This window comes from Williamsia sp. z34, assembly GCF_059553395.1.
On the sequence record NZ_JCANWW010000003.1, the window covers coordinates 483,743 to 509,745 of the forward strand.

Annotated in this window: 30 protein-coding genes; 16 read left to right on the top strand and 14 right to left on the bottom strand. The window is 65.0% G+C overall.

Annotated features, from left to right (window positions below; all coding sequences use genetic code 11):
- Nucleotides 1–7 precede the first annotated feature (7 nt).
- From AC51GT_RS10980 to AC51GT_RS10990, 3 genes are all read right to left on the bottom strand, one after another.
- Complete coding sequence (locus AC51GT_RS10980; RefSeq protein WP_496328763.1) at nt 8–769, bottom strand: ABC transporter permease; 762 nt, start codon at nt 767–769, stop codon at nt 8–10.
- 9 nt (nt 770–778) lie between these two features.
- Entirely contained in the window at nt 779–1,573 is a 795-nt protein-coding gene (locus AC51GT_RS10985; protein ID WP_496328764.1) for an ABC transporter ATP-binding protein, read from the bottom strand.
- Nucleotides 1,574–1,723: 150 nt separating this feature from the next.
- Nucleotides 1,724–2,467 carry a VOC family protein gene (locus tag AC51GT_RS10990; RefSeq protein ID WP_496324529.1) on the bottom strand — a complete coding sequence of 248 codons (744 nt, stop codon included), beginning with the start codon at nt 2,465–2,467 and terminating at the stop codon, nt 1,724–1,726.
- A 74-nt stretch (nt 2,468–2,541) separates the two neighbouring features.
- Between AC51GT_RS10990 and AC51GT_RS10995 the strand changes: the two genes are divergently transcribed.
- The 5 genes from AC51GT_RS10995 to AC51GT_RS11015 all read left to right on the top strand — a co-directional run bounded on the left by AC51GT_RS10995 (nt 2,542) and on the right by AC51GT_RS11015 (nt 6,961).
- Nucleotides 2,542–3,411, top strand: coding sequence for a S49 family peptidase (locus AC51GT_RS10995; protein WP_496328765.1), 870 nt, complete (start codon nt 2,542–2,544; stop codon nt 3,409–3,411).
- Nucleotides 3,412–3,819: 408 nt separating this feature from the next.
- The gene (locus tag AC51GT_RS11000; protein ID WP_496328828.1) at nt 3,820–4,182 is read left to right on the top strand and encodes a rhodanese-like domain-containing protein; all 363 of its coding nucleotides are present in this window, start codon (nt 3,820–3,822) and stop codon (nt 4,180–4,182) included.
- Nucleotides 4,179–5,255, top strand: coding sequence for a DUF4328 domain-containing protein (locus AC51GT_RS11005; RefSeq protein WP_496328766.1), 1,077 nt, complete (start codon nt 4,179–4,181; stop codon nt 5,253–5,255). The genes AC51GT_RS11000 and AC51GT_RS11005 overlap by 4 nt, the downstream gene beginning before the upstream one ends.
- Nucleotides 5,252–6,037, top strand: coding sequence for a glycerophosphodiester phosphodiesterase (locus AC51GT_RS11010; RefSeq protein WP_496324532.1), 786 nt, complete (start codon nt 5,252–5,254; stop codon nt 6,035–6,037). The genes AC51GT_RS11005 and AC51GT_RS11010 overlap by 4 nt, the downstream gene beginning before the upstream one ends.
- A 9-nt stretch (nt 6,038–6,046) precedes the next feature.
- Nucleotides 6,047–6,961 carry a DUF5926 family protein gene (locus tag AC51GT_RS11015; protein ID WP_496324533.1) on the top strand — a complete coding sequence of 305 codons (915 nt, stop codon included), beginning with the start codon at nt 6,047–6,049 and terminating at the stop codon, nt 6,959–6,961.
- A gap of 82 nt (nt 6,962–7,043) precedes the next feature.
- Here AC51GT_RS11015 and AC51GT_RS11020 read toward each other — a convergent pair whose 3' ends face one another.
- The 3 genes from AC51GT_RS11020 to AC51GT_RS11030 all read right to left on the bottom strand — a co-directional run bounded on the left by AC51GT_RS11020 (nt 7,044) and on the right by AC51GT_RS11030 (nt 9,772).
- The gene (locus AC51GT_RS11020) at nt 7,044–7,583 is read right to left on the bottom strand and encodes a ferritin (RefSeq protein ID WP_496324534.1); all 540 of its coding nucleotides are present in this window, start codon (nt 7,581–7,583) and stop codon (nt 7,044–7,046) included.
- 358 nt (nt 7,584–7,941) lie between these two features.
- Nucleotides 7,942–9,354, bottom strand: a complete 1,413-nt coding sequence (locus tag AC51GT_RS11025) for an MFS transporter (protein WP_496328767.1) — start codon at nt 9,352–9,354, stop codon at nt 7,942–7,944.
- Nucleotides 9,344–9,772, bottom strand: coding sequence for a MarR family winged helix-turn-helix transcriptional regulator (locus AC51GT_RS11030; RefSeq protein WP_496324536.1), 429 nt, complete (start codon nt 9,770–9,772; stop codon nt 9,344–9,346). The genes AC51GT_RS11025 and AC51GT_RS11030 overlap by 11 nt, the downstream gene beginning before the upstream one ends.
- Before the next feature lie 183 nt (nt 9,773–9,955).
- Between AC51GT_RS11030 and AC51GT_RS11035 the strand changes: the two genes are divergently transcribed.
- On the top strand, nt 9,956–11,449 hold the full coding sequence (locus tag AC51GT_RS11035) for an alanine/glycine:cation symporter family protein (protein WP_496328768.1): 1,494 nt from the start codon (nt 9,956–9,958) through the stop codon (nt 11,447–11,449).
- 4 nt (nt 11,450–11,453) lie between these two features.
- Here AC51GT_RS11035 and AC51GT_RS11040 read toward each other — a convergent pair whose 3' ends face one another.
- Genes AC51GT_RS11040 through AC51GT_RS11050 form a run of 3 tightly spaced genes read right to left on the bottom strand, consistent with a single transcriptional unit; the run spans nt 11,454 to nt 14,439 of the window.
- A complete protein-coding gene (locus tag AC51GT_RS11040; RefSeq protein ID WP_496328769.1) occupies nt 11,454–12,821 on the bottom strand; it encodes an LCP family protein in 1,368 nt (455 codons plus the stop codon).
- A 10-nt stretch (nt 12,822–12,831) separates the two neighbouring features.
- On the bottom strand, nt 12,832–13,638 hold the full coding sequence (locus AC51GT_RS11045) for a CPBP family intramembrane glutamic endopeptidase (protein WP_496328770.1): 807 nt from the start codon (nt 13,636–13,638) through the stop codon (nt 12,832–12,834).
- A 36-nt stretch (nt 13,639–13,674) separates the two neighbouring features.
- Complete coding sequence (locus AC51GT_RS11050) at nt 13,675–14,439, bottom strand: DUF2470 domain-containing protein (RefSeq protein ID WP_496328771.1); 765 nt, start codon at nt 14,437–14,439, stop codon at nt 13,675–13,677.
- A gap of 111 nt (nt 14,440–14,550) precedes the next feature.
- Here AC51GT_RS11050 and pheA point away from each other — a divergent pair, with 111 nt between their 5' ends.
- Nucleotides 14,551–15,468, top strand: coding sequence for a prephenate dehydratase (gene pheA, locus AC51GT_RS11055; RefSeq protein ID WP_496328772.1), 918 nt, complete (start codon nt 14,551–14,553; stop codon nt 15,466–15,468).
- A complete protein-coding gene (locus AC51GT_RS11060; protein WP_496328773.1) occupies nt 15,465–16,127 on the top strand; it encodes a histidine phosphatase family protein in 663 nt (220 codons plus the stop codon). The genes pheA and AC51GT_RS11060 overlap by 4 nt, the downstream gene beginning before the upstream one ends.
- Before the next feature lie 36 nt (nt 16,128–16,163).
- Here AC51GT_RS11060 and AC51GT_RS11065 read toward each other — a convergent pair whose 3' ends face one another.
- A complete protein-coding gene (locus AC51GT_RS11065) occupies nt 16,164–16,514 on the bottom strand; it encodes a metallopeptidase family protein (protein ID WP_496328774.1) in 351 nt (116 codons plus the stop codon).
- A gap of 3 nt (nt 16,515–16,517) precedes the next feature.
- Nucleotides 16,518–17,690 carry a septum formation family protein gene (locus AC51GT_RS11070; RefSeq protein WP_496324544.1) on the bottom strand — a complete coding sequence of 391 codons (1,173 nt, stop codon included), beginning with the start codon at nt 17,688–17,690 and terminating at the stop codon, nt 16,518–16,520.
- A gap of 93 nt (nt 17,691–17,783) precedes the next feature.
- Here AC51GT_RS11070 and AC51GT_RS11075 point away from each other — a divergent pair, with 93 nt between their 5' ends.
- On the top strand, nt 17,784–18,215 hold the full coding sequence (locus AC51GT_RS11075) for an ankyrin repeat domain-containing protein (RefSeq protein ID WP_496328775.1): 432 nt from the start codon (nt 17,784–17,786) through the stop codon (nt 18,213–18,215).
- Between the two features lie 10 nt (nt 18,216–18,225).
- Nucleotides 18,226–19,482 carry a serine--tRNA ligase gene (gene serS, locus AC51GT_RS11080; RefSeq protein ID WP_496324545.1) on the top strand — a complete coding sequence of 419 codons (1,257 nt, stop codon included), beginning with the start codon at nt 18,226–18,228 and terminating at the stop codon, nt 19,480–19,482.
- 4 nt (nt 19,483–19,486) lie between these two features.
- On the opposite strand, the gene AC51GT_RS11085 is transcribed toward serS, so the two are convergent.
- Nucleotides 19,487–19,912, bottom strand: a complete 426-nt coding sequence (locus tag AC51GT_RS11085) for a MerR family transcriptional regulator (protein WP_496328776.1) — start codon at nt 19,910–19,912, stop codon at nt 19,487–19,489.
- Nucleotides 19,913–19,938: 26 nt separating this feature from the next.
- Between AC51GT_RS11085 and AC51GT_RS11090 the strand changes: the two genes are divergently transcribed.
- The 3 genes from AC51GT_RS11090 to AC51GT_RS11100 all read left to right on the top strand — a co-directional run bounded on the left by AC51GT_RS11090 (nt 19,939) and on the right by AC51GT_RS11100 (nt 22,063).
- On the top strand, nt 19,939–20,559 hold the full coding sequence (locus AC51GT_RS11090; RefSeq protein WP_496324547.1) for an NAD(P)H-dependent oxidoreductase: 621 nt from the start codon (nt 19,939–19,941) through the stop codon (nt 20,557–20,559).
- Nucleotides 20,560–20,648: 89 nt separating this feature from the next.
- A complete protein-coding gene (locus AC51GT_RS11095) occupies nt 20,649–21,560 on the top strand; it encodes a DMT family transporter (RefSeq protein WP_496328777.1) in 912 nt (303 codons plus the stop codon).
- The gene (locus AC51GT_RS11100; protein WP_496324549.1) at nt 21,557–22,063 is read left to right on the top strand and encodes a hypothetical protein; all 507 of its coding nucleotides are present in this window, start codon (nt 21,557–21,559) and stop codon (nt 22,061–22,063) included. Before AC51GT_RS11095 ends, AC51GT_RS11100 begins: the two co-directional genes overlap by 4 nt.
- A gap of 20 nt (nt 22,064–22,083) precedes the next feature.
- Here AC51GT_RS11100 and AC51GT_RS11105 read toward each other — a convergent pair whose 3' ends face one another.
- Nucleotides 22,084–22,725: an endonuclease gene (locus AC51GT_RS11105; RefSeq protein WP_496324550.1), complete on the bottom strand. Its 642-nt coding sequence runs from the start codon at nt 22,723–22,725 to the stop codon at nt 22,084–22,086.
- Nucleotides 22,726–22,851: 126 nt separating this feature from the next.
- Between AC51GT_RS11105 and AC51GT_RS11110 the strand changes: the two genes are divergently transcribed.
- The gene (locus AC51GT_RS11110; RefSeq protein ID WP_496324551.1) at nt 22,852–23,271 is read left to right on the top strand and encodes a ChaB family protein; all 420 of its coding nucleotides are present in this window, start codon (nt 22,852–22,854) and stop codon (nt 23,269–23,271) included.
- A gap of 74 nt (nt 23,272–23,345) precedes the next feature.
- A complete protein-coding gene (locus AC51GT_RS11115; RefSeq protein WP_496328778.1) occupies nt 23,346–23,738 on the top strand; it encodes an HNH endonuclease in 393 nt (130 codons plus the stop codon).
- On the opposite strand, the gene AC51GT_RS11120 is transcribed toward AC51GT_RS11115, so the two are convergent.
- A complete protein-coding gene (locus AC51GT_RS11120) occupies nt 23,716–24,894 on the bottom strand; it encodes a zinc-dependent alcohol dehydrogenase (RefSeq protein ID WP_496328779.1) in 1,179 nt (392 codons plus the stop codon). The two genes, AC51GT_RS11115 and AC51GT_RS11120, sit on opposite strands and share 23 nt — an antisense overlap.
- Before the next feature lie 234 nt (nt 24,895–25,128).
- On the opposite strand from AC51GT_RS11120, the gene AC51GT_RS11125 reads away from it, so the two are divergent.
- Nucleotides 25,129–25,884: a SigB/SigF/SigG family RNA polymerase sigma factor gene (locus AC51GT_RS11125; protein ID WP_496324554.1), complete on the top strand. Its 756-nt coding sequence runs from the start codon at nt 25,129–25,131 to the stop codon at nt 25,882–25,884.
- Nucleotides 25,885–26,003 lie beyond the last annotated feature (119 nt).

Sequence of the window (26,003 nt, forward strand, 5' to 3'; positions counted from 1 at the left end):
GCCTGCCTCAGCTGGTCTTCCGGTGGTAGGTGATGGTCGCGAAGAGGTATGCCAGGACACCGATCCCGACGCACCAGGCCACTGCGATCCACATGTCATTCCCGACCGATCCGCCGGCCAACAGATCACGGAGCGTGTTGACGATCGACGTCACCGGTTGATTCTCGGCGAACCACCGCACCGGGCCGGGCATGGTCTCGGTCGGCGCAAACGCCGAGCTGACGAACGGCAGGAAGATGAGCGGGTAGGCGAACACGCTCGCACCCTCCACCGTCGTCGCGGCGAGGCCGGGGATCACCGCGATCCAGGTCAGCGCGAGGGTGAACAGCAGCAGGATGGCAATCACCCCGAGCCAGGCCAGAATGCCTGCGTCTGAGCGGAACCCCATCAGCAGGGCCACGCCCACCACGATCACCAACGAGATCACGTTGGCGACGAGTGAGGTCAGAACGTGTGCCCAGAGCACACCCGACCGGGCGATCGGCATGGATCGGAAGCGTTCGAAGATTCCACCCCGGACGTCCTGGAAGAGCCGGAATGCGGTGTAGGAGATACCCGAGGCGACCGTGATCAGCAGGATCCCGGGCAGCATGTAGTCGATGTACTCGACCGAACCGGTGTCGATTGCACCGCCGAATACGTAGACGAACATCAGCATCAAGGCGACCGGCATGAGCGCGGTGGTGATGATGGTATCGATGCTGCGCGTGACGTGGCGCAAGGTGCGTCCGGTGAGGACGGCGGTGTCGGCGATGGACTGGGTGACCATTGATCTTCCTTACCGGGACGTCGAGGGGTTGCGGGCTTCATCGCCGACGACCGCGAAGAAGACGTCTTCGAGCGTCGGCTGTTTCTCGACGTACTCGACCTTGGTGGGCGGCAGCAGAGCCTTGAGTTCGGCGAGGGTGCCGTCGACGATGATCCGCCCCTGATGCAGGATCGCGATCCGGTCGGCGAGATGCTCGGCCTCTTCCAAATGCTGCGTTGTGAGCAGAACCGTCGTGCCGCGCCCGGCGAGGCTCTTCACCGTGTCCCACACCTCGATACGCGCCTCCGGGTCGAGCCCGGTTGTCGGCTCGTCCAGGAAGATCACCGGCGGATCACCGATCAGGCTCATCGCGATGTCCAGGCGGCGTCGCATACCACCCGAATACGTGGAGACCTTTCGCCCGGCCGCTCCGGACAGCGAAAAGCGTTGCAGGAGTGCTTCTGTCGTTGTACCTGGGTCCTCGAGGTGGCGAAGCTTCGCGATCAGGACCAGGTTCTCCCGACCGGTCAGGATCTCGTCGACCGCCGCGAACTGACCCGTGAGACTGATCGACTTGCGCACATCATCGGCCTGCGACGCGGTATCGAAGCCGTTGACGTGGGCCGTCCCCGCGTCGGCCGCCAGCAGTGTCGACAGGATCTTCACGACGGTCGTCTTGCCCGCCCCGTTCGAGCCGAGCAGCGCGAGGATACTGCCTCCCGCCACCTCGAAGTCGACGCCCTTCAGGACCTCGAGCTTCCCGAATGACTTCGCGAGCCCTTGCACGCGAATCGCCGCACCGGTCACCGTCGCTGCTGAGACCACCGTCTATCTCCTTTCGTAGGAGCAGATTCCGTCGGTATGGGAGCTCCTACGGCAAGCATGGAGGGTTGACCCTGCGTCAGGGTCAAGCGGAAATGCAGACGGCTCGCATTGTTCGATCGTGGATGGGGGACAAGACGTCGCCGGCGTGCGTCACTGCGCCAGGTTTCCCGACCGCGGATTACGATGTGTGATGCAGTAACGCCGTCCGATCGGGTCTTCCATCACGGTCCAGAAACGATGGTGCTCAATGACTTTGGCGCCCCATCCCTCGTGACGGGCGACCTCTTCCTCTGGGTGTGTGCTCGCCAGATCCAGATGACCGCCGGTGTGGGGCGACTCCACGCGCTGCAACATGATGCGTAGTGGCATGTCATCGGGGCGCCGTAGGTTGCGGAACTCCGGCAGCAACCCCTGTCGCCACGGCCAGGCGGTCAGCGCCGCCCAGAAGTCGCATTCGGTGTCGTAGTCGGCAGCCGGGATGTCGATACAGAGTTGGTCGATGATGCTGATCGTGTCGCCCGGCCAGCGGATCGGCCGGGAGCGGCGGCTCTCGCCCTGCCAGGAGACCAGGCAGAAACCGAAACCGCCCGGCGATCGCAGGACCACCACATCGGAGTTCTTCGAGACCACAGTGGCGCCGAGCGCCCTCGCCTGGTCGATCGATTCGCGCAGATCGTCGACGTGGAGGTCGAGGTGGACGCCGCCGTCGCCGGATTCGAGTCGTTGGACCCGCAGGTGTGGGTCACCGTTGAAAGGTTCGAGTGAGGCGAACTCCCGGTGGGCGCCACGCGCCGGGGACACGGTACTGCCGGCGATCGCCCGCCAGAACGTCACTTCGTCACTGAAACTGTCCCGCGGGAAGTCGAGAAGGGCGGAAAGCCATCGGACCGTCATACAGGTCAGTGTGGGGGCTCGGGGCCGCCGCTGCCCGGGCATTCCACCGGACCGAGTCCGCATAGTGTGGACTGATGGGTCCGTTGAAGAAGATCGCACGCATGGTGGCAAAGGCGCACGCCGACAAGGTTGCAGTGGTGCGCCTCGAGGGAATCATCGGCGGGATCGGGCCCGGCCGCAGTGGGCTGACCGCTGAGAACCTCGAATCGAACCTGACGCGGGCATTCGAGACAGAACGTCTCAAAGCAGTTGTTCTGGTCATCAATTCGCCCGGGGGATCGCCGACGCAGTCGGAGTACATCGCGGAACGGATCAGGCAGTTGTCGTCCGAGAAGGGCGTGCGTGTCCTGGCATTCTGCGAGGACGTCGCGGCCTCGGGTGGTTACTGGATCGCCTGCGCCGCCGACGAGATCTATGCCGCGCACACTTCGATCGTCGGTTCGATCGGCGTGGTCTCGTCCGGTTTCGGGTTGCAGGACCTGATCAGCCGCGTCGGGGTGGAACGTCGCCTCCACACCGCGGGTGAGAACAAGTCCCGGCTCGACCCCTTCATTCCGGAGAAGTCCGAGGATGTGGCGTGGTTGCGCGGTCTGCAGGATGACCTCCACGCTGCGTTCATCACCTGGGTGCGGCAGCGGCGCGGGACAAAACTCGTGGGGCCGGACGCGGACCTGTTCAACGGTGACGTCTGGGTCGGTCGTGCGGCGGTCGATGTCGGACTGGTCGACGGTATCGGAGTACTGCGGTCGGTGATGGCCGAGCGATTCCCGGATGCCGAACTGGAGATCATCGCCTCGCCCAAGCCGCTGCTGGCCCGGCTCGCCGGGGGTGTCGCAGCGGACACCACCGTGGCCGGTGTGAGCGCCGAGGCGGTCGACGGATTCGTGGGCGGCACCATTTCGGCGGTCGAGCGCCGGGCGCAATGGATGCGGTTCGGGCTCTAGATCGCTCCCTGATCCGGCGCCAGAATGCAAACCCGCTGGTGGTGCAGAAGTGACTGGTGGGGTTGTGGATAAGTGGGCGGTCGCCGGAGAGCGCCTGTGAGTAGCCGATGGACTCAGACCGAAAGTTATCCACAGGCACCTTCTAATGTGCTGGTTCAGGGCGCGCGGACAAACACTCAACCTGTGGATGAGGCTGTGGAAACTGTGGAGAAGTTATCCACAATCCCCTCCGGGGAGTGACTCGGGTCACACTTTCAGTTGAAGTTGGTGACATAACATGTCAGATGCTCAATCGTTGACTGGGATTCGCCACGGAATTGAACAAGATAAAGGCCTGTGGATAACTTGTTCATAAGTCCCAGCTGGTGCCGTGCGGGGGCAGTGCGTGCCACCATGGTCAACGTGAGTATGTCGCAAATCCCTTCGGTACCCGTGACCGAGCTGCCGGCCGATTTCGTCGGCGAGACCAACGCGATTCTGCTGGACGTCCGTGAGCCCGACGAGTGGGCGGAGGGTCATGTGCCGGGTGCCCTTCACATCCCACTCGGGGACGTGCCCGCCCGCATCGACGAAATCGACCCTGATGCCCACCTCTATGTCATCTGCCATGCCGGTGGTCGGTCGGAGCGAGCACTGCGTTATCTGATGCAGCGCGGATACGAGGGAGCGAACGTCATCGGCGGCATGATGTCCTGGGCACAGGCGGGTCGACCGCTCGAATACGGATCGGGGGCAGGGGGAGCAGGCCCGGTCCCGGGGAATTCCCCGTGAGCCGACCACCTGGCGCACCACCGGCCCGGGACTACTGCCCGAACTGCCGCATCGCGGGGCCGCACGATCCCGGTCGGCCCCAGTGTCCGCGGTGTGGGGGTCCACTGACCCCGCTGGATGCCTACGGCCGGATCGCCCATCCGGGTTCGGCTCCCGGTCCGCAGGCGGGTGCGCCGTTGACTCCCGGCCCTCCGATGACGCAGGCCGAGCGCAATCACACCTACGTCCCGCCCCGGACAACCGGGGTCCGGGTCCCCCGTCCGGCGCAGCGGCCCCAGCGGCCAGTGAGATGGGTGGCGACGATTCCGGCGGCGGCGCGTGCGGCCGGTCCACGCCGGCAGGTCGCGACGGAACCGACACCGACGCCGCACTACGACCACAACCCGGGTTGGGGTCTGGTGGACACTCCTCTCACCGATCAGGCCGAGCCGGAGAAGACGTTCATCGAGCGGATGGCGGCGAAGCTGCCGCGGCTGCTCATCGGGTCCGCGGGGGTGCTCACGCTCGCCGCAATCGCTCAGACCTGGTTGTACGTCCTGCTCGTGATCAACCTGGACGCCCCGATCGGTTACGCGATGGTCGTGAGCGCGCGGACCGCGGTCATCGCCACCGGGGTGGCCGCCGTCGGCATGATGGTGGCGTGCCTGTTCGCCCTGGCCGGCTGGCTGATGGAGGAGCGTCGTGCGGCCTATGCCCGGCACGATCAGCGCGATCCCCGCTCGCCCGAAGAGATCATGTTGGGCTGTTGGATCCCCGTCCTCAACCTGGTCAAGCCCCTGGCGTTCTTCCGTGAACTCCTCGACCGCCGCGATGACCTGCTGCCCGACTACACCGGCAAACGCCTGTGGTGGCTGTGGGCGGGTTGGCTGGTTGTCAATGGACTGGTCGCGACCGGCGTCGGCATCCGCATCTTCGCCGACACGCTGGTGTGGCAGTCGAACGCACTGCTGCTGGTGATCGTCACCAACCTGCTCAGCGCCGGCTTCGCGGTGGCGCTGTGGTGGACGATCACCCGGCTCCTGGCGCGGGAGGCGCCGGCAACGCTTCCGAAGCGGTTCGTGGTCGCGGCATGAGTGACACGGCGAGGGTGGTCCGGCAGGAGAGACCCGCGGTCGTCGCGCACCGGGGTGCCTCGGGTCATCGGCCCGAACACACCCTCGCGGCGTACGAACTCGCTTTGGAACAGGGTGCGGACGGACTCGAATGCGACGTTCGGCTCACCGCCGACCACGAATTGGTCTGCGTCCACGACCGCACGATCGATCGCACCTCAGACGGTTCCGGTGTGGTCAGCGAACTGACCCTTGCCCAGCTCCGGGAGTACGACTTCGGTGCGCGGCACAGCTCTGGTCAGCACGCGCAGATCCTCACCCTGACCGAGTTGCTGTCGCTCACCCTCGACTGGAAGCGGCCGGTGCGACTGTTCATCGAGACCAAACACCCGGTGCGTTTCGGCGGGCTGGTCGAGCAGTTGTTGCTGGCCGAGCTGCAGCGATTCGGCGTCGCGAGTCCGGCGTCGGCCGACCACAGCCGGGCGGTGGTGATCTCGTTCTCCACCGCCGGCGTCTGGCGGATCCGCCGTAACGCCCCGATGCTGCCCACGGTTCTGCTGGGCGACACCGCACGCTTTCTCGGTGGCAGTGCGGCGACGGCGGTCGGTGCCACCGCCATCGGGCCGTCGATCTCCACGCTGCGGGAACATCCCGACGCCGTCGACCGTGCCGCCGCCGCGGGTCGCGCGACCTACTGCTGGACGGTCGACGAACGCCGCGACGCCACATTCTGCGCCGATCTGGGCGTCGGATGGATCGCAACCAACTACCCCGACCGGGTCCGGGGTTGGCTCGCTGCGTAAGTTCGGGGCGTGGCAAAGAAGAGTAAACGTGGCAGTGGTCCACGCCCCGGAAGTAATCGCGCCGAGCGGGTGGCAGCCCGGAAAGAGCGGCTGGCCGAGGCGGTCGCGCAGGTCCCCCGTCCGTTCGCCGGCCTCGCCGCCGAATGCGACCTGGTGGCCCTGCGGTCGTTCGTGGCCTCGGCAACTGCTGACCTGCCCCTGATCGCCCCGGGCGCCAACCCGGTCCGGCTGGTCACGGTGCTGCCCGGAGCCGGACCCGCACTGGTACGCGAAGAGGATTCGGCGACTGTCGGCCTGGTCGCGTTGCAAACCCAGCCCGAACCCGAAGAACCTGGCCATGCCCTCGCCGCCGCTATTCAGTGGGCGACCGAAAGTGCTGCCGGAGAATCGCTTTCGCAGGTCGATCCCGCTGACTCCAAGCCGCTGACCGAGGTGCTCGATCCGGCCGGATCGCTGACGGTCACCGTTCACGACAACTTCAACTGGTGGATCGAAGGGCAGGCCGATCCGGCCCCGCAGATCAAGGCCATGATCGAACAGGCCAACGAGGCGATCATGCCGACCGCGCGTCTGGAAGGCGATTTCGTCGGCGCACCGTGGTGGGTCGACGCCGGTGAGCGTGCCCATCTGCGCTGGGTGCGGCCCGAGGACGAAGACGAGATGATGGCCGCCCTGGCCCGCGTTCATGCCGCCGGCGGCCTGACCCTGGGTGAGGGGTCGCGCTTCGCCGGCTCGTTCCGCACCCATGGACTACTCGTCCCGGTGTTCGACCTCGACCGCGAACTGCATGCCCAGGAATGGACCGCGGGCGCCGAGCGGTTCAACGAGCTGCTCAACGAGGCCCTGGCCACCGACGCCGAGCTGACCAGCGAGCAGCGTCGGTCGCGCGACGGGATCCGGGCACGTCAGGTCACGTTGCGCTGATAGGCGCGACACCGTAGAGCTGACATGACAAAGCGGGCCCGACCGGATCAGATCCGGTCGGGCCCGCTTTGTGGTGGAGGAACTAGAGGCTGCCACCGGCAACCGCCGGTGCGGTCACGTCGGGACTTGCGGCCGACGAGATCTCCCTGGCGATGAAGTTCTCGAGGTCGAACAGGTTGCCCTCGCAACGCTGCGCGACGGTCTGAAGGGTGCGCATGGTGGCGACCTCTTCGAGCTGTTCCTTGAGGAACCACTGCATGAACTGCTCGCCGAGGTAGTCGCCCTCTTCTCGGGCGGCCTTGGCCAATTCGACGATCTGGTCGGTGACACGCTGTTCCTGTGCCAGTGCCAGCTTGATCGGCGCGCGGTAGTCGGCGAACGTGTTCTCCGGCTGATCGATGCCCGGAGTATGGACGGCCATGTCGCGGTCGAGGAAGTACTGCATGATCATCATCGCGTGGTTGCGCTCTTCGACGGCCTGGCCGTAGAAGTGCTTGGCAAGCTGCGGAAGGTCTTCGTTGTCGTAGTACGTGGCGACTGCGATGTACTGCTGCGCCGACGAGAACTCATTGCGGATCTGGTCGTGCAGGAGCTCGTGGAAATGCGTACGTTTGGTGCTCATGGCACCGAGCGTAGGTACAGGTCAAAGCCCTTGTCATCCAAGCTCATCCTTACTTAGGGTGGCTTATCCAAAGTCTTCGGAGGGAAGGATAACCTTGGCTGCCAGCGGTTTACGCGATCGAAGTCGACCAGGTCATCCACACCCGGTTCGACGGTTGCGGCCTGGAGTGTGAGCAGGATCGGGCGCGGACTTCACCGAAACTCATTGCCCTGATTGATATTACGGCACCTCACAAAGCGTGTGCATTGGTTGGGGATGGAACGCGCATCTTGTGAGAACGTCATTCTGTGTGCCGCGTCACCCATCTGGAACGTGTTCTCGCTCAGGGTTCGACAACCACCGCGGTGTGTCCGGGATCTCAGTTCCCGCGTGCAGTGGACATGACGTGGTTGATGACCAGCGCGGCGAGCATGGCGACCGATCCGATGGCGCCGATTCCGAGGGCCAACTGGAGTCCGTGGCCGGTCGGACGCAGATCGGGGCCCATGTGTGCGGCCAGGACTGCGCCGGACAGAGCGCTGCCGAAAGCGCCGCCGACGGTGCGGAGTACCTGATTGAAACTCACCGCACTGCCGAGTTCGGTCTTCGCGACGCTGCGGGCGATGAGGGACGGCATGGCCGCGTAGGTCATGCCTGTCCCGACGCCGAATCCGAAGGTGCCGATCAGGATTTCCCACAGGGAGTTGTGATCGAGGCTCAGGTGCACGCTGGAAAGTGTGAACAGTCCGGCACCGACCAGCAGGAGCGTGCGCATTCGGATGCGATGGGCGATCCTGCGTACCAGGCGATTTGCGCCAAAGCTGCCGACCGACAGCGGTAACAATACGAATCCGGCCCAGAACAGCGGCATCGCGATTCCGTACGACGTGGACGTCGGCGCCTGGGCGATGAGGCTGACGATCGACAAGCCGATGTACATGACTGCGCCGAGTCCGATGGCGGTGCCATTGGCGACGAGGACTTCGGCGTTGCGAAGGACGCGCAGGTTGACCAGGGGGTGCGCGGTCTTGAGTTCGGCGACCGACCACACCGACAGCACAACCGCTGCGGCGCAGAAGAATCCGATCGTCCACGGCGAGGCCCAGCCCCACTTGGCGCCTTCGCTGATGGCCAGCAACAGGCAGGACAACCCGAGGCCGATGAGCATCGCGCCGGTGAAGTCGAAGGGCGTGCGCGGCGCTCGGGTATCGGGGCCGGCGGGCACGATCCGCCAGACCACCGCGAGTGCGACCACCAGGAACAACACGGCGAACCAGAAGGCAAAACGGAAGTTCAGGGTCGAGGCGAGGATTCCGGTCAGTGGATAGCCGACACCCAAACCGGTTGACACCGTGACGGACAGGCTCGAGATCCCCGCGCGGACATTGCTTTCGGCGAGATAGCGCCGGGCCAGGGCGATGGTCACCGGAACGATCCCGTAACTCAACCCCTGCAGCGCCCGGCCGAGCAGGAAGACGGCGAAGTTCGGTGCGGTGGCAGCCAGGACCGAACCGACGAGAATGCAGGCGAGAGAGGCGAGGAGAAGCCGCTTTTTGTGAGGGCCATCGCTGAGCCGGCCCATGATCGGTGTCGAGATCGCGCCGACCAGGAGATTGATCGTGAGCATCCACTGTGCGGTGCTCACCTCGACCTCGAACTCGTGCGCGATGGTGGGGACCAGCAACATGCCCAGCGAACTCACCACGGCGGTGGTCAGAGCGGCAAAAACCAACGCCGGCAACAGTCTTGGGTGGACCGAGGTTTCGGTGGACGGCGTCGGTTCAGTTGACACGATCATCGGCCACCAACTTGTGGAGTATCGGGATCAGGGCCTCCAGGGTCTTCTCCTCCTCGCTGGTCAGGCGCGCTGCGATCGCCTCCTGTAACCAGTCCGCGCCGATTGCGCGCTCTTTGGCGAGTCGGGCGCGACCGGTGTCGGTGAGTTCGATCCAGATCCGGCGGCGATCGCTGTCATCCGGGGTGCGGGCGACGAGTCCGAGCCCTTCCATCTCCCGTACGGCTGTCGTGATCGCCTGGGGGGTCACCTTTTCGGCTGCGGACAATGTGGATGCCGTGGTCGGGCCGTGTTTGGCGAGATATCCGAGGATGCCCAGTTTGCCGACCGAGATCGTCCGGTCGGCGGTGAGCCTGCGCCAGAGCGGATGTAGTGCTGCGCGCAGTTGCTGGGCAGTGGACCGGGTGGAAGACACGCCAAAAATTCTACAACCAGATTGATCAATCTAGTTGATCAATTTTGGGTTGTGTTCGTCACTGGCGGGGGTTTTGCCGCCGCGACCTCACGCGGGTTGCAGCTGGTCGATCTGGTTTAGTGTTCGTCAACCAAACAACAAGAATGCGCGCAGTACCGGCATGTGCGCGGCAGGAGGCGGCGCGTGACCGACATGCTCGACACGATCAGCAGCTGGGTGTGGAGTCCGGTACTCGTCTACTTGTGTCTGGCGGTGGGTGTCTACTTCACGATCCGCACCCGGCTGGTGCAGGTCAGGCAGATCCCGGAGATGCTACGGCTGATGTTCCAGGGGGAGAAGTCGCCGGCGGGTGTCTCGTCGTTCCAAGCACTCTCGCTCTCCCTCGCCGGTCGGGTGGGCACCGGGAACATCGCCGGGGTGGCAACGGCGATCGCGTTCGGTGGTCCGGGCGCGGTGTTCTGGATGTGGACCGTTGCGTTTCTGGGGGCCTCGACCTCCTACATCGAGTGCACGCTGGGCCAGATCTACAAGGAGAAGGACGCGGCCGGGATGTACCGCGGTGGTCCGGCCTACTACATCGAGAAGTGCATGAAACAGAAGTGGTATGCACTGCTGTTCGCCGCCGTCACCGTCATGGCGACCGGACTGTTGATGCCGGGCATCCAGTCGAACGGCATCACCGCCTCGATGGGCAACGCCTGGGGTGTCTCGAAATGGGTTGTCGCCCTCGGCATCATCATTCTGTTGGCAGTCATCGTCGTCGGTGGCATCAGGCGGATCGCGTCCTTTGCCGGCATCGTCGTGCCGTTCATGGCGGCGGCCTACATCCTGATCGCCCTGGTTGTGGTGGTGGTGAACATCGGTGAGGTCCCCGAGGTGATCCGCCTGATCTTCGCCAGTGCCTTCGGCCTCGAGGCAGGCTTCGGTGCGGTGGTCGGCCTCGCTGTCGAGTGGGGCGTCAAACGCGGCATCTACAGCAACGAGGCCGGGCAGGGAACGGGCCCGCACGCCGCGGCCGCCGCCGAGGTGTCACACCCGGCCAAGCAGGGTCTGGTGCAGGCGTTCTCGGTCTACATCGACACGCTGTTCGTCTGTACCGCAACCGCTTTCCTGATCCTGTCGACCGGCATGTACACGGTCTGGGAGGGCGGCTCGACCGACGGCGAGGTCATCACCGACGGATTCGGGCAGGGGGCCGAACCCGAGTCCGGGCCAGGTTTTGCCCAGGCCGCATTCGACACGCTGTGGTCCGGTGCGGGCGCGAGCTTCATCGCGATCTCCTTGGCGTTCTTCGCCTTCACCACCATCGTCGCCTACTACTACATGGCTGAAACGAACATCAACTATCTGCTGCGCGGCGTCCGCAACAAGTCGGTACTGCCCGTCGCGACGCGGGTGTTACAGCTGGTGTTCCTGGTCGCCACCGCGTACGGCGCGGTCTCGACGGCCGAGGGGGCCTGGATGCTCGGCGACATCGGTGTCGGGATGATGGCCTGGCTCAACATCATCGCCATCCTGATCATCCAGAAACCAGCGCTGATCGCACTGGTCGACTACGAACGGCAGAAGAAGTCCGGCCTCGATCCACAGTTCGATCCGATCGCGCTCGACATCAAGGGTGCGACCTACTGGGAGAAGCGAAACGAACGCCAGGCCGCCGACGTGGGTATCGGCTAGCCGCTCAGCTCGTCTGAAGCAGTTCTGGCGGCACCTTGTCGCCGTCGGCGATGGCCTTGAAGAACTGGGTTGTGTTGTCGCCCCAGGCCAGTGAATCGCCGTCGTCGGTGAAGACCGATCCGGCATTCGGGGTGGTGACGGTGATCGGATCGCTGCGTAGCGCCCAGGCGAGCCGGGCCAGATGCCAGAGGTGATCGCCCTTGTCGACGGTCAGTGAGTCCACGACACCGTTGACCAGAGGCCAGAAGCGGAACGGGTTCAGAATCGTCGAGGCGCTGGTCGCCTTCTGCATCAGCGCGGCCATGAACTTCCGCTGATTCACCACGCGGGTGAGGTCGGCGTTGGCAAATGCGCGGGTGCGGACGAAGCCCAGTGCCTCACGTCCGTTGAGGGTTTGGCAGCCGGCCTGCAGGTTGATCCCTGCCAGCGGGTCGTTGATCGGTGCGTCCAGGCACATTTCAATGCCACCGACGGCGTCGACGATCTTGTCGAAGCCGCCGAACCCGATTTCCGCGTAGTGGTCGATCCGCAATCCGGTGTTGGTTTCGATGGTCTGCACCAACAACTGTGGTCCGCCGATGGAGAAGGCGGCGTTGATCTTGTGTGCACCGTTGTCGGGGATGTCGACGTAGAGGTCGCGGGGGATGGAGATGATCATCGGTTTCCCGCCTGACCCGTAATGCACCAGCATGATCGTGTCGGTCCGGGAACCCTCGCTGTCACCGGTGGACAGGGCGGCGCGCTCGGCGTCGGTCAGTCCTTCACGTGAGTCGGATCCGACCAACAGCCAGGTGGTTCCGGCGCTGCTCGCCACCCGACCGCCGTAATTGGACAACGCGTCCACCCGGTTGAGCTTGGTGTCGAAGTAGACCAGCAGTCCGACCGTGCCGAGCACCATCACGAGCAGCAGGATCATCAACGTGCGCAGGATCGGGAGCCGCCGACGTCGCCGCTTGCGAGCCGGCGGGACCGGTGGTCCCGGATCGACCCGGCGCGGTGGTCCCGCCGGCGGCTTGGGAGGTTGACGGTTGTAGGCCATGACCGGCGGCGGGGGGCGCTGTGCCGGTCGGGCGGTCCGCGGTTCCGGACTGTCGGCCTGGGACCAGGCCCGTGGGGGCTGGTAGCCGGGGCCCGCTGCCGGAGGCGGGGCCTGCGGCGATCTGACAGGCGCCGGTTGTGGTGGCCCCTGGTGCGGCGGACGCCCACCGGCGGGTTGGCCGGGCGCCCGTTGCGGAGGCGGGCCGGCCGGGCCGGGCATCATGCGCCGCGTTCGGCCGTTTGCCGCGGGGGAGGCGGGCGGTGGGACCGGACCCTGATCGGGACGTCTCGCACCGCCGCGGCGGCGGATGAAGGGTTCGTCCTGGTCGGTCATTGCACAGACTCTAGTCAAGCCAGCTGAGATGGTCTCTCAGGAGTGCGTACCCGACAAAGGCGACGGTGTCGATCAATGCGTGTCCGATGATCAGTGGCCACACCCGTCCGGTGCGCTGGAAGACCCGGCCATAGACCAGGCCCATCAGCACGTTCCCGAATCCGGCGCCCAGTCCCTGGTACAGGTGATAGCCGCCGCGCAGAACCGCTGAGAACAGCAGGCTGCGATTCTCGGTCCAGCCGAGTTGGCGCAGGCGGGTGATGATGTACGCCACCACGAGCAGTTCTTCTGCCGCCGAGTTCGCGATGGCCGAGAACACCAGCATCGGCAGGCGCCAGAAGGTCTCGTTGAGATCCGAGGGAACCACTTGGATATTGAGATCCATCGCGCGGGCCACGACGTACAGGCCCAGGCCGGGAATGCCGATCAGGGCGGCGAGACCCATGCCCAGCGGGACGTCGAACTTTGCTCGAAGTGCCGGTAACCCGATGCGCGCCAACGGAACCCCGGCTCGCCAGATGAGGTACACGGCCAGTGCGGCGATACCGAAGAGCTTGGTGGCAGAGAGTAGTTGCCGGAAGAAGTCGATGACGCCGAGGTCGGTTGAGCTGGCGTTCAGGGCCACGGAGCTGCCGCTGATACCGGGCTCTGACATCGCGTCCTCGATCAGGGAAAGGATCGACGACGCCGCGGACAATCCGAACGTCAGAACCAGGACGATGGTGATCTCGATCCCGATCGCGCGTCGCTCGGTCGGGTCGGTGACGATCTCCGGCTGCGCCGGACGTGCCGGTTGCAGCCACGGGCGCAGGTTCACCCGGTTGAGGTTACTGACGGTCGAACAGGAGGGGCCTCAGGCTTGGCCGGGCAGGCTGTTCAGGAAGGGGCAGCCGGCGAGCGCCCGGATCGCCCGGGACAACTCGGGCAGGTCACTGACCGGTCGAGGGAATGACAGTCGAACGTCGGAGTCACTCTCGCAGCCCTCGACGCGAAAGCTGATGCCGAAACGGTCGATTCCGAGGGGACGGACCCGGCCGTCGCGCAGTTCCACCGGTAGCCGGTTGCTCAGCGCGGTGATCATGTCGGCGTGATCGCTGTCCATGTGTGCGACCCAGTCGCTTTCGAACTCCCAGAAAGGGTCGGGATCAGCGGTGGCGAGCTCGGAGGACGTCACCGAGGCGGCACCGGAGCTGTTGGCCAGGACTGCGGAGGTCAGGCCGAGGCGGAGCAATGAGTAACCGTGGCCGATGTCGAGGAGGCCGGGCGACGGATGATCGGTGGCGATCTCGCAGGCCAGGTCGCGTTCGAGGTCCGACGGAACCGAATGAAGTGTGCCGTTGAGCCAGATGAGGGAGCGAACCTGCTCTCGCAGCTCGATGGGGGCCATGTCGGTGACCTCCACCATGGCGGAGAGCCCGCCGCTGCCCGCCTGCCAGGCCAATGCGCAGGCGGCGCTGTCGGAGGGGACCAGGACGAACGCCTGCGAGTCGTACAGATGCACCATCGTGACCGGTGCCGGCTCGCTGCCCTCGATCGCGAGCATCGCGTCCGTCACGTGCATACATGCGGTCCGGATGAACTCGGCATCGGTGGGGCGGTCGATCGCTGTTTTTGTCATCTGCGGTCCTCGGTGACTCGGTTCACGCTGTGTAGGTAAAGCTACCCTAACCATGCGCCACGATCGAAGGCAAGCCTCAATTTGCTACAGCTCCTGCCGTAACCTCGGAACGTGCCTGCGATCGCCTACTTCGGCCCATCCGGAACGTTCACCGAGATGGCCCTTGACCGTCTGTTGATCGAGAACCCGTGGCTCACCGCCGAGGGTGACCTGGATCGGATCAGTGCCAACAGCCCCGGTGCAACCCTGGGTCTGGTCCGCGAGGGGCAGGCCCGATACGGGTGTGTGCCCATCGAGAGCTCCATCGAGGGTTCGGTGCCGGCCACGCTCGACGCACTGATCAAGGGCAGTCGATTGCAGATCTTTGCCGAGACGGTCCTCGACATCGCGTTCACCCTGGCCGCCCGAGATGCGATGGCACCCGAGGAGATCAAGACGATCGGGGCTTATCCGGTGGCCGCGGCGCAGGTCCGGGAAACACTGGCCGCACGGTTCCCCGGCGCTCAGCTGGTGACGAGCGCCTCGAACGCGGCCGCGGCCCAGGACGCGGCGGACGGTGTCGTCGACGCCGCCGTGACCACGCCGGTCGCGGCCCGCCTGCACGGTCTTCACGACATCGCCACCGGAATGGTCGACTCCGACGAGGCCGCCACCCGGTTCGTCCTCGTCGGCAAGCCGGGCCCGGTGCCCATGCGAACCGGACAGGATCGCACCTCGGTCACGTTGGATCTGCCGAATGTGCCCGGCTCGTTGATGTCGGCGATGTATGAGTTCGCATCTCGGGGAATCGATCTCACCCGGATCGAATCGCGGCCGCGGCATACCGGGGGTTTCTACTTCAACCTCGATGTCGTCGGGCATCTCGATGATTCACCCATCGCCGAGGCGCTGGGGGCGTTGTACCGCCGGGTTCCGGTCTTGCATTTCCTGGGTTCGTGGCCGTCCGCACGACCCAATGGGACGCCGCCGCCCCGCCACGCGGCGAGTGACCGTTGGCTCGAATCCATTCGGTTGGGTCTGGAGCCATGAGCCGGCTGTACCTGGTCCGTCACGGTGAGACCACGTCAAATGTGCTGCAGCGCTTGGATACTGCGTTGCCGGGCGCCAATCTGACCGATTTCGGTGCGCGGCAGGCCGTGCGCTACGCGCTCGAACGTCCGGAACCCGAGGCGCCGGTCCTCATCTCGTCGGTGGCCTCCCGGGCGCAACAGACGGCCGAACTGATCGGGTCGGTGTGGTCGGTTCAGAATCAGGTGCGCGACGGGCTCTTCGAGGTCCAGGTCGGTGATCTGGAGGACCAGACCTCCCAGGAGTCGCATCAGGTCTTCGCCAAGACCGTGCGCAGTTGGTTCGAGGGGCAGACGGGGGTCCGGATCCCCGGGGGTGAATCACTCGACGACGTGTATGCGCGGTATCTGCCGGTCATCGACGAAATCGCCGACCAGTACCTGCTCGACCCGGAGGCGCCGGACGTCCACGTGGTCAGCCACGGTGCGGCGATCCGGCTCATCGCGGCGCGCCTGGTGAACATGCCTGCCGAGTTCGCCCTCAAACATCACCTGAAGAACACCGGCTCAATCGAATTGGAGCGCACGCCGGACGGCTGGACGTGTACGCGGTGGGGCCTGGAACTGCCGCCGTTCCACACGACCGACCCCGCCGAACTCGCCCGCGACCCGATGGGCTGATGTCCGAACGACGGCCTGTCGCCGGTCGGGAAGTGGTCAGCCCCAGCCGTTGGCGTGCAGCCAATCGTCGGAAATGCCGAAGTGGTGCGCGATTTCATGCACAACCGTGATCGCCACCTCGGAGATCACCTGCTCTTCGTTCTCGCACATGGCGAGGATCGGATCGCGATAGATCGTGATGGTGTCCGGCAGGGTGCCGCCGTAGTGGCTGTCCCGTTCGGTCAGCGCAATGCCGAAATACAGCCCGAGCAGGTCGGGTTCCTCGTCGTTGAAGGGCTCCACGAGGATCACCACGTTGTTCATCGCGGCTGCAAGATCTTCGGGGATGGTGTCGAGGGCGTCTGAGACAAGGTTCTCGAAGTCCTTGTCGGTCATCGCAACCGGCATCGATCACCCGCCGCCGGCCGGGGCCGGGATCTCGAGGGTCGGGTTGACCTCCACGCCCGGCGGTAATGGCACCGGGGTCGGGACGATGCGGCCGTCGGGATTGTCGGCGGTCGGCGCCGGGACCTGACCGTTGATCAACAGATCTCCTCTGGCGTCGCCGACGAGGGTCGCAAAACCGCCCGAGTCGGGCAATCCGATGTAGCACACGGAGGTTCGGCTCCCGGCCATCCAGCTCGTCTCCGCCAAGGTCGACCACTGCAGGTTGAGTGTGGTCTGGGCAAGCCGTTCCGCGCTACCGAGGAACTGATCGGTCAGCCCCGGGCAGGTCGCCTTCAGGTAGTCGTTCTGTGCCTCGATACTCGGCCAGGGCCGGCCCGAGAGGGCGTCTCCGAACTCGACACCGAGGTCGACGACACCGGTGACCTGAAATGCATGGGGCTCGGAGCAATCCACCGGATCGGTGGGTTTGCGGGTGGCGGGATCGATCCCGACACAGGTGCCCACCGGCCACTGCTGGGCCTGGTCGAGGTCGCGGACGAAACCGGTGAACGGCGTAAGTGTGCCGGTGGTGCCCGACAACTGCAGGCCACACCGCAGGCTGCGTTCACCGGCGTTCCACTGTTCTTCCGAGGGATACATCAGATTGACCGTGAAGCGGCCCGCCGGATCGAGCTTGCCGCCGAGATAGTTGTTGACGACCGTGGGGCAGTACTCGTCCCGGATCGTGTTGAACTGGTCGGGGCCGGGCCAGGGGGCGTCCTCACCGAATTGCACACCCGGGTACACGGCGGTGTCGACGGCGCCGGCCACCTCGAACATGTGCTCGGTGGTGCAGTCGACCAGGGACTGTTTGCCCGGTTCGGCCAGTGGCCAGGTGAGGCAATCGCCGGCCTGCGATTCGGAGAACGGCGTGGACTTCGGCGTCGGCTCCGTGGCCCCGACCTCATCGCGCTGGACCTTGCCGGCGTCATCGAAACCACCGAACAACCCGACCACTGCCGCACAGACCAGCGCACCCACGAGGATCGCCGCGAGCAGAACTCTGATGGGGTGCTCGTGCATCAGCTGCCCGAACCGACCTCGCCGGTTCTCCACGGTGGAATCGTCGCCTCCCTGCGAGGTGGAACCGTCACCCTCATGCGAGGCGGAATCGTCACCTTCTTGCCTGTCAACCATCGCTGTCCATCATGCCCTTGTCGGCGGGCGCCGTGGCGGGATGGGGCGGACAGCCGGGCGCCGGGGGTTCACCGAGGGCGCTATCGTCGGCCCATGGACCCGAATGTGCACGGCGAATCGGCCGATCCGAAAAACCCTGACAACACCGAGCCACCGGCCGACGTGGCCGAGCTGGCCGGTCGGATGTTCGAGATGGCGCGCGCCGGCGACCTGGCGATGTTGCAGTACATCGATGCGGGTGTGCCGGTGAACCTGACCAACCAGTCCGGCGACACGGTGCTGATGCTCGCGGCCTATCACGGCAACGCAGCACTGGTGAAGGGCCTGGTGGAGCGGGGTGCCGACGTGAACCGTCCCAATGACAAAAACCAGACCCCGTTGGCGGGCGCGGTGTTCAAGTCCCACGACGAGGTGGTCCGGGCGTTGATCGACGCCGGCGCCGATCCGGATGCCGGCACTCCCACCGCCCGAGACGCAGCCCACATGTTCGGCCGCGAAGATTACCTCAGTTTGCTCGGCAAGTAGGGTTTCACACGTGATCGACCTGAAAATTCTGCGTGAGCATCCTGATGTTGTCCGGGCTTCCCAGCGCACGCGCGGTCAGGACCCGGCCTTGGTCGACGTGCTGCTCGACGCCGACACCCAACGCCGCGCCGCCATCGTGGAGGCCGATCAGCTGCGTTCCGAGCAGAAAGACCTCGGAAAGCTGATCGGTAAGGCACCCGCCGAGGAGAAGCAGGCGCTGCTGGCCAAGGGCAAGGAGCTGGCCGAGAGGGTCAAGGCGGCGCACGCCCGCGAAGCAGCCGCGAACGAGAAGATGGTCGCTGCGCACCGCGCGATCAACAACATCGTCGCCCCGCAGGCTCCGGCCGGTGGTGAACAGGACTTCGTCCTGCTGGAGACCGTCGGCGAGATCCCGGAAATCGAGAACCCGAAGGATCACCTCGAACTCGGGGAGAACCTGGGTCTGATCGACATGGAGCGCGGTGCGAAGGTCTCTGGTTCGCGCTTCTACTTCCTCACCGGTGCGGGCGCGATGCTGCAGCTCGGTCTCTTGCAGCTCGCCGCGCAGAAGGCGACGGCCAACGGTTTCACGATGATGATCCCGCCGGTCCTGGTTCGCCCGGAGGTCATGGAGGGCACCGGATTCCTCGGCGAGCACTCGGCAGAGGTCTACCACCTCCCGGACGACGATCTGTTCCTGGTCGGAACCTCTGAGGTGCCGATGGCCGGCTATCACATGAACGAGATCCTCGACCTGTCCGACGGTCCCAAGCGGTACGCCGGGTGGTCGAGCTGTTTCCGTCGGGAGGCCGGGAGCTACGGCAAGGACACCCGCGGCATCATCCGGGTCCACCAGTTCGACAAGGTGGAGGGGTTCATCTACTGCCGCCCCGAGGAAGCCGAGGCCGAGCACGAAAAGATCCTGGGCTGGCAGAAGGAAATGCTGGCCGCCATCGAGGTGCCGTACCGGGTGATCGATGTCGCCGGTGGTGATCTCGGTTCGTCCGCGGCCCGCAAGTTCGACTGCGAGGCCTGGGTTCCCACCCAGAACACCTATCGCGAACTGACCTCGACATCGAACTGCACCACGTACCAGGCCCGCCGGCTGCAGGTGCGGTACCGCGGCGAGAACGGCAAACCGCAGATCGCCGCGACGCTCAACGGCACCCTGGCCACCACCCGCTGGATCGTCGCCATCCTCGAGAACCACCAGCAACCAGACGGCAGCGTGCGTGTCCCGGAAGCGCTGGTGCCCTTTGTCGGCACCGACCTGTTGACCCCTCGCTAGCGGATCACGCCCCGACCGCGGACTGCCCGTCCTCGACGATTTCCGTGCGCAACTCGTCGAGGCGGTCCCGGTATTCGACGAGTTGGTCGATCCGGGCCGACAGTTGGTCCCGGCGGTTACCGATCAGCAGCAGCGCCGCGGCGCGATCGGCGTCGTCGACCTGATTCGGCTCAGCGCAGATGGCCTCGATGATCTGCGCGGATTCGGTCAGGGTAAGTCCGGCGGCGAGCAGGCAGCGGACGTCCTCGACGGTGCGGACGTCTTCCTCGTCGTAGATCCGGTACCGATTTGCCATGCGCTGCGGTTTGAGCACCCCGGCGCGTTCGTAGTGCCGGACCATCCGCGGCGTCGCGCCGGTCCGGGCGCAGAGCTCGCCGATGCGAAGCGCCTTGCGCTCAGGTGACCCGGGTGTCGGTGTTGACATTGACATTGATGTCAGACATTACCGTCGGACGCATGACTTCGACAGTACTGATCGTGACCACCCATCCGGATCGCTCGTCGGAAACCTGGCGGCTCACGGAGTCGTTGGCGGCCGGTGTCACCGAGGCCGGTGGCAATCCCCGTATCCACGACCTGTGGCGAACCGGCTTCCAGCCGACATTCGGTCCTGCCGACCTCGCAGCATTTCGTCGCCAGAGTCCACCGCCGCAGGACGTGCTCGCCGAGCAACGACTCATCGAAGCGGCGGATGCCGTCGTTGCGGTGTTCCCGGTCTACTGGTGGTCGGTCCCGGCTCTGCTCGCCGGTTGGATCGAGCGGGTGTTCACCGGTGGGTGGGCCTATGAGGACTCCGAAGATGTGGTCGATTTCCGCACCGCGGTACCCGATCTGCATTTCGTGGGGGTCGCGGGCGTCAACGAGGACACGTTCGTCCGCCGCGGCTACCACGATTCGCTCACCACGCGCCTGCTCGGTGGTCTCGCAGACTATTCGGGGATCACCACCGCGAGTGTGACCCTCCTTTATGACAGCCACGCCGAACAATCCGAGGTTCACGCGCGCCGGCTCCGGGAGGCTCGTGAGACGGGTCTGAAGATCACCGCCGCGATCACTCCTTGCCCACAGCACGCGTAACGCGTGGAAGCGGAGGTGAATTCGGGCCGATCCCCGACTTCGTGCGTGGGTAGAGGCAGATCAGGTTCTTTGCCGCCATACTGCTGAGCATGATCATCGGAGTTCTGGCGGCGCTGTTCGCCTGCGTGGCCTACGGCGTCTCGTCTGTGATGCAGGCGTACGGCGCGCGCCAGTCCAAGCAGAAGGCCGTCGCCGACGGGCTGGAGGGCTTCGAGACCGGATCCGGCGCGCCGTCGATGAAGTCGACCATCGCCGCGGCATTGACGCTGGCGTTCATCGTCGGAACCTGTTTGGACGTCTTCGGTTTCATCGGTGGCGCGGTCTCGGCCCGATTGGTCCCGCTGTTCCTGTCGCAGACGATCATCAGTGCCAATCTGGTGGTGACCGCGGTCCTGGGAATCTTCGTGCTGGGTATCAGCCTGCATCGCCGTGACTGGATCGCGATCACCGTCGTGATCCTGGCCCTGCTGGCACTGGGCTTCTCGGCCGAACCCGAGGGCACCGGTCACGACTCCGAATGGTTCCATTGGGGTCTGCTGGTGATCACGGTGGCCCTGATGGCCGGCTCGGTCGGGCTGGTCCGGTGGCTCGGGTCCAGAGCTGCCGTTGCCGCGGGCCTCTGTGCCGGAACGATGTTCGGTGTGGTGGCGATCTCGGTGCGTGTGATGGACGGCATCTCCGACTTCGACCTCGGTGCGATCCTGGCCGATCCGGCCGCGTACGCGCTGGTGATCTCGGGTGTCGGCGGCTTCTACCTGCATACCGTTGCGCTGCAATTGGGTTCGGTCAACGGTGCCACCGCGGCCCTGGTGGTCGGCGAGACGGTGATTCCGGGGTTGGTCGGTATCATCTGGCTCGGCGACAATGCCCTTCCGGGCCGAACCTGGTTGGCTGTCCTCGGTTTCGTCTTTGCGGTTGTCGGGGCTGTTGCGGTCGCCTGGTCCGGGGCGGTGGAGGCCAGTGCAGAAGCAGAGCGAGGCGGAGAGAAGGCAATGGCATGAGTACGTCGGTATATGAGCGATCAACACAGATGGTGCGATTCGACCAACTGTCGATGGCGATGACAGAAGCGCTCGCGAAGCACGCCGAGAGTGAGCAGTTGGTGCTCGCCGACGACATGCCCGCGTGGCTGACCCACAGCGTGAACAGGCCGTCCACATCATTGCTGGGAAAGCTGTTCGGGCGCAGGGCGGATGCGACCGACAAGGACACCGAACACCAGGTGCTGGTGGTACTGCACACCACCCACATGGTGGTGGTGACCTCCGGCCGGGATCGTGGCACCGACGCGATTTCCGTACCGCTGACGCAAGCATCGGTCCGGGTCGGCGGTGCCCTGGAGGATTCCTTTTCCGCAGTGGAGGATTCCGGTGTCACCGTTGGCGGGTTCCCCGGCGACCACGGCCAGGCCGGCACGTTCTACATCGGTCTCGGGCCGGAACCGGCCGGTGCCGAGTGTGCGGAGGCGATCCGCGCGGCGATCACCGACGCCAAGAATCCCTGAAGACGTACCGGGGCCACTGCTCACGCGGACAGAGATTCTCGCAGATCCTTGTCGAGGGAAGCCCGGACCAGCGCCGCGGCGAATTGGGCAGTGGAGCCGGGGGCGAGTTCGGCCAATGCGCCGGGATCATCCGGTAGCCCGAGATCCTCGGTGACCCCCCGTGCCTTCTTGTCGAAGTACGGGGCCGCCCACGGCCACACGTCCTGGACCTCGCGGAGGAAGATGTCGGAACCGACCGGCCCCAGCCCGTTGAATTCCTGCAACAGTTCCCGGGTCCGGGCGACATCGTTCTCGGCGACCTCCGCGAGTTTGCGTAGATCGCCGCCGTAGGTGTCGATCAACCTGTGCGACAACTCGTTCAGCCTCGTCGCGGTGCTCTCGTCGTAGCGCACGTAGTGTCCGCGGCCGAGTGCCTTGATGATGTCGGCCCGGTCGGCCTCGATCATGGCCTTCGGGCTGCGCAGTCCGGCACCGAACAGCTCACGGGCGGCGGCAACGGCGATATCGGCCGATATGCGGGCACTCAACAACATCGTCAGCACGAGTAGTTCGAAGAGTGGCGAAGGCGCGTCACGCAGTTTTATGCCGGCCTCTTCGGCGTAGGTCGGTCCGGCCCGTTCACCGAGTTCGGCAGCTATGGCGCGTTGTCGTTTGCTGGTCACCGCGGGTTCCCCTTCCTATCCGAGGGCCGGATACCCGGTCGACGGGATGCCTGAACATCGGGTTTGTGCAGCGTCTGCAGCGGGTATTCGCCGGGGGACCGTGCTGTCGACACGAGGGGGCAGACGATGCCGAAAACGACCAAGTTCGGTGGGGCCAAGAAGAGCGAACTCCCGAGCACACTCAAGAAGTCGGATGCCAAGGCCCAGCGGACATTCGCCAAGTCATACGACTCTGCGATGGACGAGTATCACGACGAGGAACGCGCACACCGGGTTGCGTATTCGGCGCTCAAGCACGCCTTCGAAAAGGTCGGGGATCGCTGGGAACCGAAGAAGAAGAAGGGGCCCTCTGACTCTCGGGCCAAGAGCGGAGGCCCCGACGCCGGTGGCGAAACGGCCGAAGGTGTCGATGCCTCAGCCGGCAAGAAGCACCTGATGGATGTGGCCCGTCGCCTGGACATCTCGGGTCGCTCGACGATGAACAAGAACGAACTGGTCTCGGCGATCAAGAAGGAGAACCGGAATCAGACGGCCCGGAACCGGTAGGCCGCCGGCGGCCGACACCGCCGAACGTGCGCGCCCCGGGGCATCGGTGCGGCGACCACATTAGGATCGACCCCGTGCCGGTCAATCGAAGTCGCAAGGCCAGACATGCGCGAAAGCGCAAGCGGCGGATGGATGCCGTCGAGCATGACCTGAGCCCCGAGCAGTGGGCCGAGTTGAAGGACGCATGGGGCGGCTGTGCCTATTGCGGTGCGACCGACAAGCCGCTGCAACGCGATTGCGTCCTGCCGATATCGAGGGGCGGGCGCTACACGATCGACAACATCGCGCCGGCCTGCGGCTCCTGCAATGCCAGTAAATGCAACGACGAGGTCACCGGCTGGTTGCGGCGTAAGAAGCTCGACGAACGAGCATTTCTGGTGCGATACGCCGAGGTCAACGCGGCGCGACGACGTGCCGCGTTGACCACCTCCGGGCTGCCGCAGGTCACGGCTTCAGAAGAATCTTGACGGCTCCATCCTGCTTCTTCTGGAAGATCTCGTAGGCGTGCGGCGCCTCTTCCAGAGATAGCTCGTGTGTGGCAAAGGTGTCCACGCCCAAAGGATCGTCGTCGGTGAGGAGCGGCATGATGTCGTCCACCCACCGCTTGACGTTGGCCTGTCCCATCCGCATCGTGATCTGCTTATCGAACATTGTTCCGAGCGGGAGTGGGTCCATATCGCCTCCGTAGACCCCGATCAGTGAAACGGTGCCGCCACGCCGCACCGCGTCGAGGGCGGTGTAGACCGCGCTGAGACGGTCCACGCCGGCAGTCTTGAACAGCGGCTGGGCGATGGCGTCCGGCAGCATGCCGGTCATCGCCTGGATCACCTTGGCCCCCAGCGCACCGTGTGCTTCCGCACCGACCGCGTCGATGACGGAATCGGTTCCCCGGCCATCGGTCCGATCACGGATGATCTCGGCGATGTTGTCATTCTCTGAAAGATCGATGGTGTCGATACCGCGTGCCCTGGCCCGTTCGAGGCGCTCGGGAACGAGGTCGACCGCGGTGACCTGGTAGCCCTTGTGGGCTGCCACTCGGGCCGCCATGTCACCGATCGGACCGAGGCCCAGGACTGTGACCGAGCCACCGTCGGGGATGTTGGCGTACTCAACCGATTGCCACGCGGTGGGCAATACGTCGGAGAGATACACGAACCGCGAATCCGACGGACCTTCCGGCACCTTGATGTGCGTGAAATCCGCATGCGGGACACGAAGGTATTCCGCCTGGGCGCCGGGCACCTGACCATAGAGCTTGGAGAAGCCGAACAGGGCCGCCCCCCGCCCCTGAGAGGTCACCTGTGTGGTCTCGCACTGGGTGGGTAGTTGATGGTTGCACATGTGGCAAGTGCCACAGGCGATCTGGAATGGGATGACGACCCGATCCCCGACGGACAGGTTCTTCACCGCTGAGCCGACCTCGACCACCTTTCCCATCGGTTCGTGCCCGAGGATGTCTCCGGGGGTCATGAACGGTCCGAAGATCTCATAGAGATGAAGATCTGATCCACAGATATTGGTCGTCGTCAGCGAAATGATGACGTCCGTCGGTTCTTCGATCTTCGGATCCGGCACGGTCTCGACGCGCACATCGCGCTTGCCTTGCCATGTCACTGCTCTCATATTGGCTCCTTCTCGGCGAACTCCAGGTCATCCGCCCCCGCTCGGCAGGTACCCCTCGAGCGCCTGGCGCAATCACGATGTCGATGTCGGCGCCAGGGATGGCAGAGTGGTGTTTGAGACTCACTCTCACCGGGTAAGCCCGGCGAGTGAGAAGACGATTGTGTGGATGGGACAGTATTGGACCGATCTGAATCAAAGGCCCGCGCTTCAGACGACTATTCGGATGTTGTCGGCATGATCGAGCAGCTCCGAGCGGGTGATTCTGACGCCCCTGAGACCAGCCGTCTCCGCGACGACGTGATCACACGTTGTCTGCCGTTGGCCGAGAACATCGCACGTCGCTTCGGTGGACGCGGCGAAAATCACGATGACCTCGTGCAGGTTGCCCGTCTGGGTCTGGTGAACGCGGTTGATCGCTTCAACCCGGAACACGGCTCGGAGTTCGTCTCGTTCGCCGTGCCGACGATCATGGGCGAAGTGCGTAGGCACTTTCGCGATGCGGCCTGGGCGACACGAGTTCCGCGGCGCCTCAAAGAACTTCACAAGTCGATCAACGACGCGTCGGAAGATTTGTCGCACAGGCTGGGTCGCTCACCGTCGGCCAGTGAGATCGCGGCCGAACTCGGGATCGACGCTGCCGAGGTGACGGAAGGGTTGCTCGCCAGGGGTGCGTATCAAGCACTTTCGACCGATTCCGGCGCGGCGGACGACGAGATCGGTGCGCCCCTACTCGAGACGATCGGCGAGGAGGACCCGGAGTACTCTCACGTCGAGAGTTACGTCATGATCCGGCCTGCCCTGGCCAAACTCACGGAACGGGAACGCCGAATTCTGGTGCTCCGGTTCTTCGGTTCTCAAACGCAGACCGAGATCGCCAAACAAATGGGGATATCGCAGATGCATGTCTCGCGAATCCTGTCGAGCACGTTGAAGAAGCTCCGCGAAGAGCTGGGGTCCAGCGAGACCGACATCGGTTCGCTGCTGGGTTGAGCGCGGTTGGGATGGGCGCAGTGATTGGCATTCAACGTCATGGGTACACGTGCATTGAAGTGACGGAAGGGTTGTCGCAGTGTTGAAACGGATACATCAAGCCGCGCGGGGTAACCTGC

Excerpts from the sequence above, each read along its gene's own strand:
- AC51GT_RS10995 (WP_496328765.1), top strand. The coding sequence starts at position 2,542 with ATGGGTCCGTTGAAGAAGATCGCACGCATGGTGGCAAAGGCGCACGCC.
- AC51GT_RS11010 (WP_496324532.1), top strand. The coding sequence starts at position 5,252 with ATGAGTGACACGGCGAGGGTGGTCCGGCAGGAGAGACCCGCGGTCGTC.
- AC51GT_RS11090 (WP_496324547.1), top strand. The coding sequence starts at position 19,939 with ATGACTTCGACAGTACTGATCGTGACCACCCATCCGGATCGCTCGTCG.
- AC51GT_RS11065 (WP_496328774.1), bottom strand. The coding sequence starts at position 16,514 with ATGCCGGTTGCGATGACCGACAAGGACTTCGAGAACCTTGTCTCAGAC.
- AC51GT_RS10980 (WP_496328763.1), bottom strand. The coding sequence starts at position 769 with ATGGTCACCCAGTCCATCGCCGACACCGCCGTCCTCACCGGACGCACC.
- AC51GT_RS11085 (WP_496328776.1), bottom strand. The coding sequence starts at position 19,912 with ATGTCAATGTCAACACCGACACCCGGGTCACCTGAGCGCAAGGCGCTT.
- AC51GT_RS11125 (WP_496324554.1), top strand. The coding sequence starts at position 25,129 with ATGATCGAGCAGCTCCGAGCGGGTGATTCTGACGCCCCTGAGACCAGC.
- AC51GT_RS11100 (WP_496324549.1), top strand. The coding sequence starts at position 21,557 with ATGAGTACGTCGGTATATGAGCGATCAACACAGATGGTGCGATTCGAC.
- AC51GT_RS11075 (WP_496328775.1), top strand. The coding sequence starts at position 17,784 with ATGGACCCGAATGTGCACGGCGAATCGGCCGATCCGAAAAACCCTGAC.
- AC51GT_RS10990 (WP_496324529.1), bottom strand. The coding sequence starts at position 2,467 with ATGACGGTCCGATGGCTTTCCGCCCTTCTCGACTTCCCGCGGGACAGT.
- AC51GT_RS11040 (WP_496328769.1), bottom strand. The coding sequence starts at position 12,821 with ATGACCGACCAGGACGAACCCTTCATCCGCCGCCGCGGCGGTGCGAGA.
- AC51GT_RS11000 (WP_496328828.1), top strand. The coding sequence starts at position 3,820 with ATGTCGCAAATCCCTTCGGTACCCGTGACCGAGCTGCCGGCCGATTTC.
- AC51GT_RS11110 (WP_496324551.1), top strand. The coding sequence starts at position 22,852 with ATGCCGAAAACGACCAAGTTCGGTGGGGCCAAGAAGAGCGAACTCCCG.
- AC51GT_RS11095 (WP_496328777.1), top strand. The coding sequence starts at position 20,649 with ATGATCATCGGAGTTCTGGCGGCGCTGTTCGCCTGCGTGGCCTACGGC.
- AC51GT_RS11050 (WP_496328771.1), bottom strand. The coding sequence starts at position 14,439 with ATGACAAAAACAGCGATCGACCGCCCCACCGATGCCGAGTTCATCCGG.
- AC51GT_RS11120 (WP_496328779.1), bottom strand. The coding sequence starts at position 24,894 with ATGAGAGCAGTGACATGGCAAGGCAAGCGCGATGTGCGCGTCGAGACC.
- AC51GT_RS11060 (WP_496328773.1), top strand. The coding sequence starts at position 15,465 with ATGAGCCGGCTGTACCTGGTCCGTCACGGTGAGACCACGTCAAATGTG.
- AC51GT_RS11020 (WP_496324534.1), bottom strand. The coding sequence starts at position 7,583 with ATGAGCACCAAACGTACGCATTTCCACGAGCTCCTGCACGACCAGATC.
- AC51GT_RS11070 (WP_496324544.1), bottom strand. The coding sequence starts at position 17,690 with ATGGTTGACAGGCAAGAAGGTGACGATTCCGCCTCGCATGAGGGTGAC.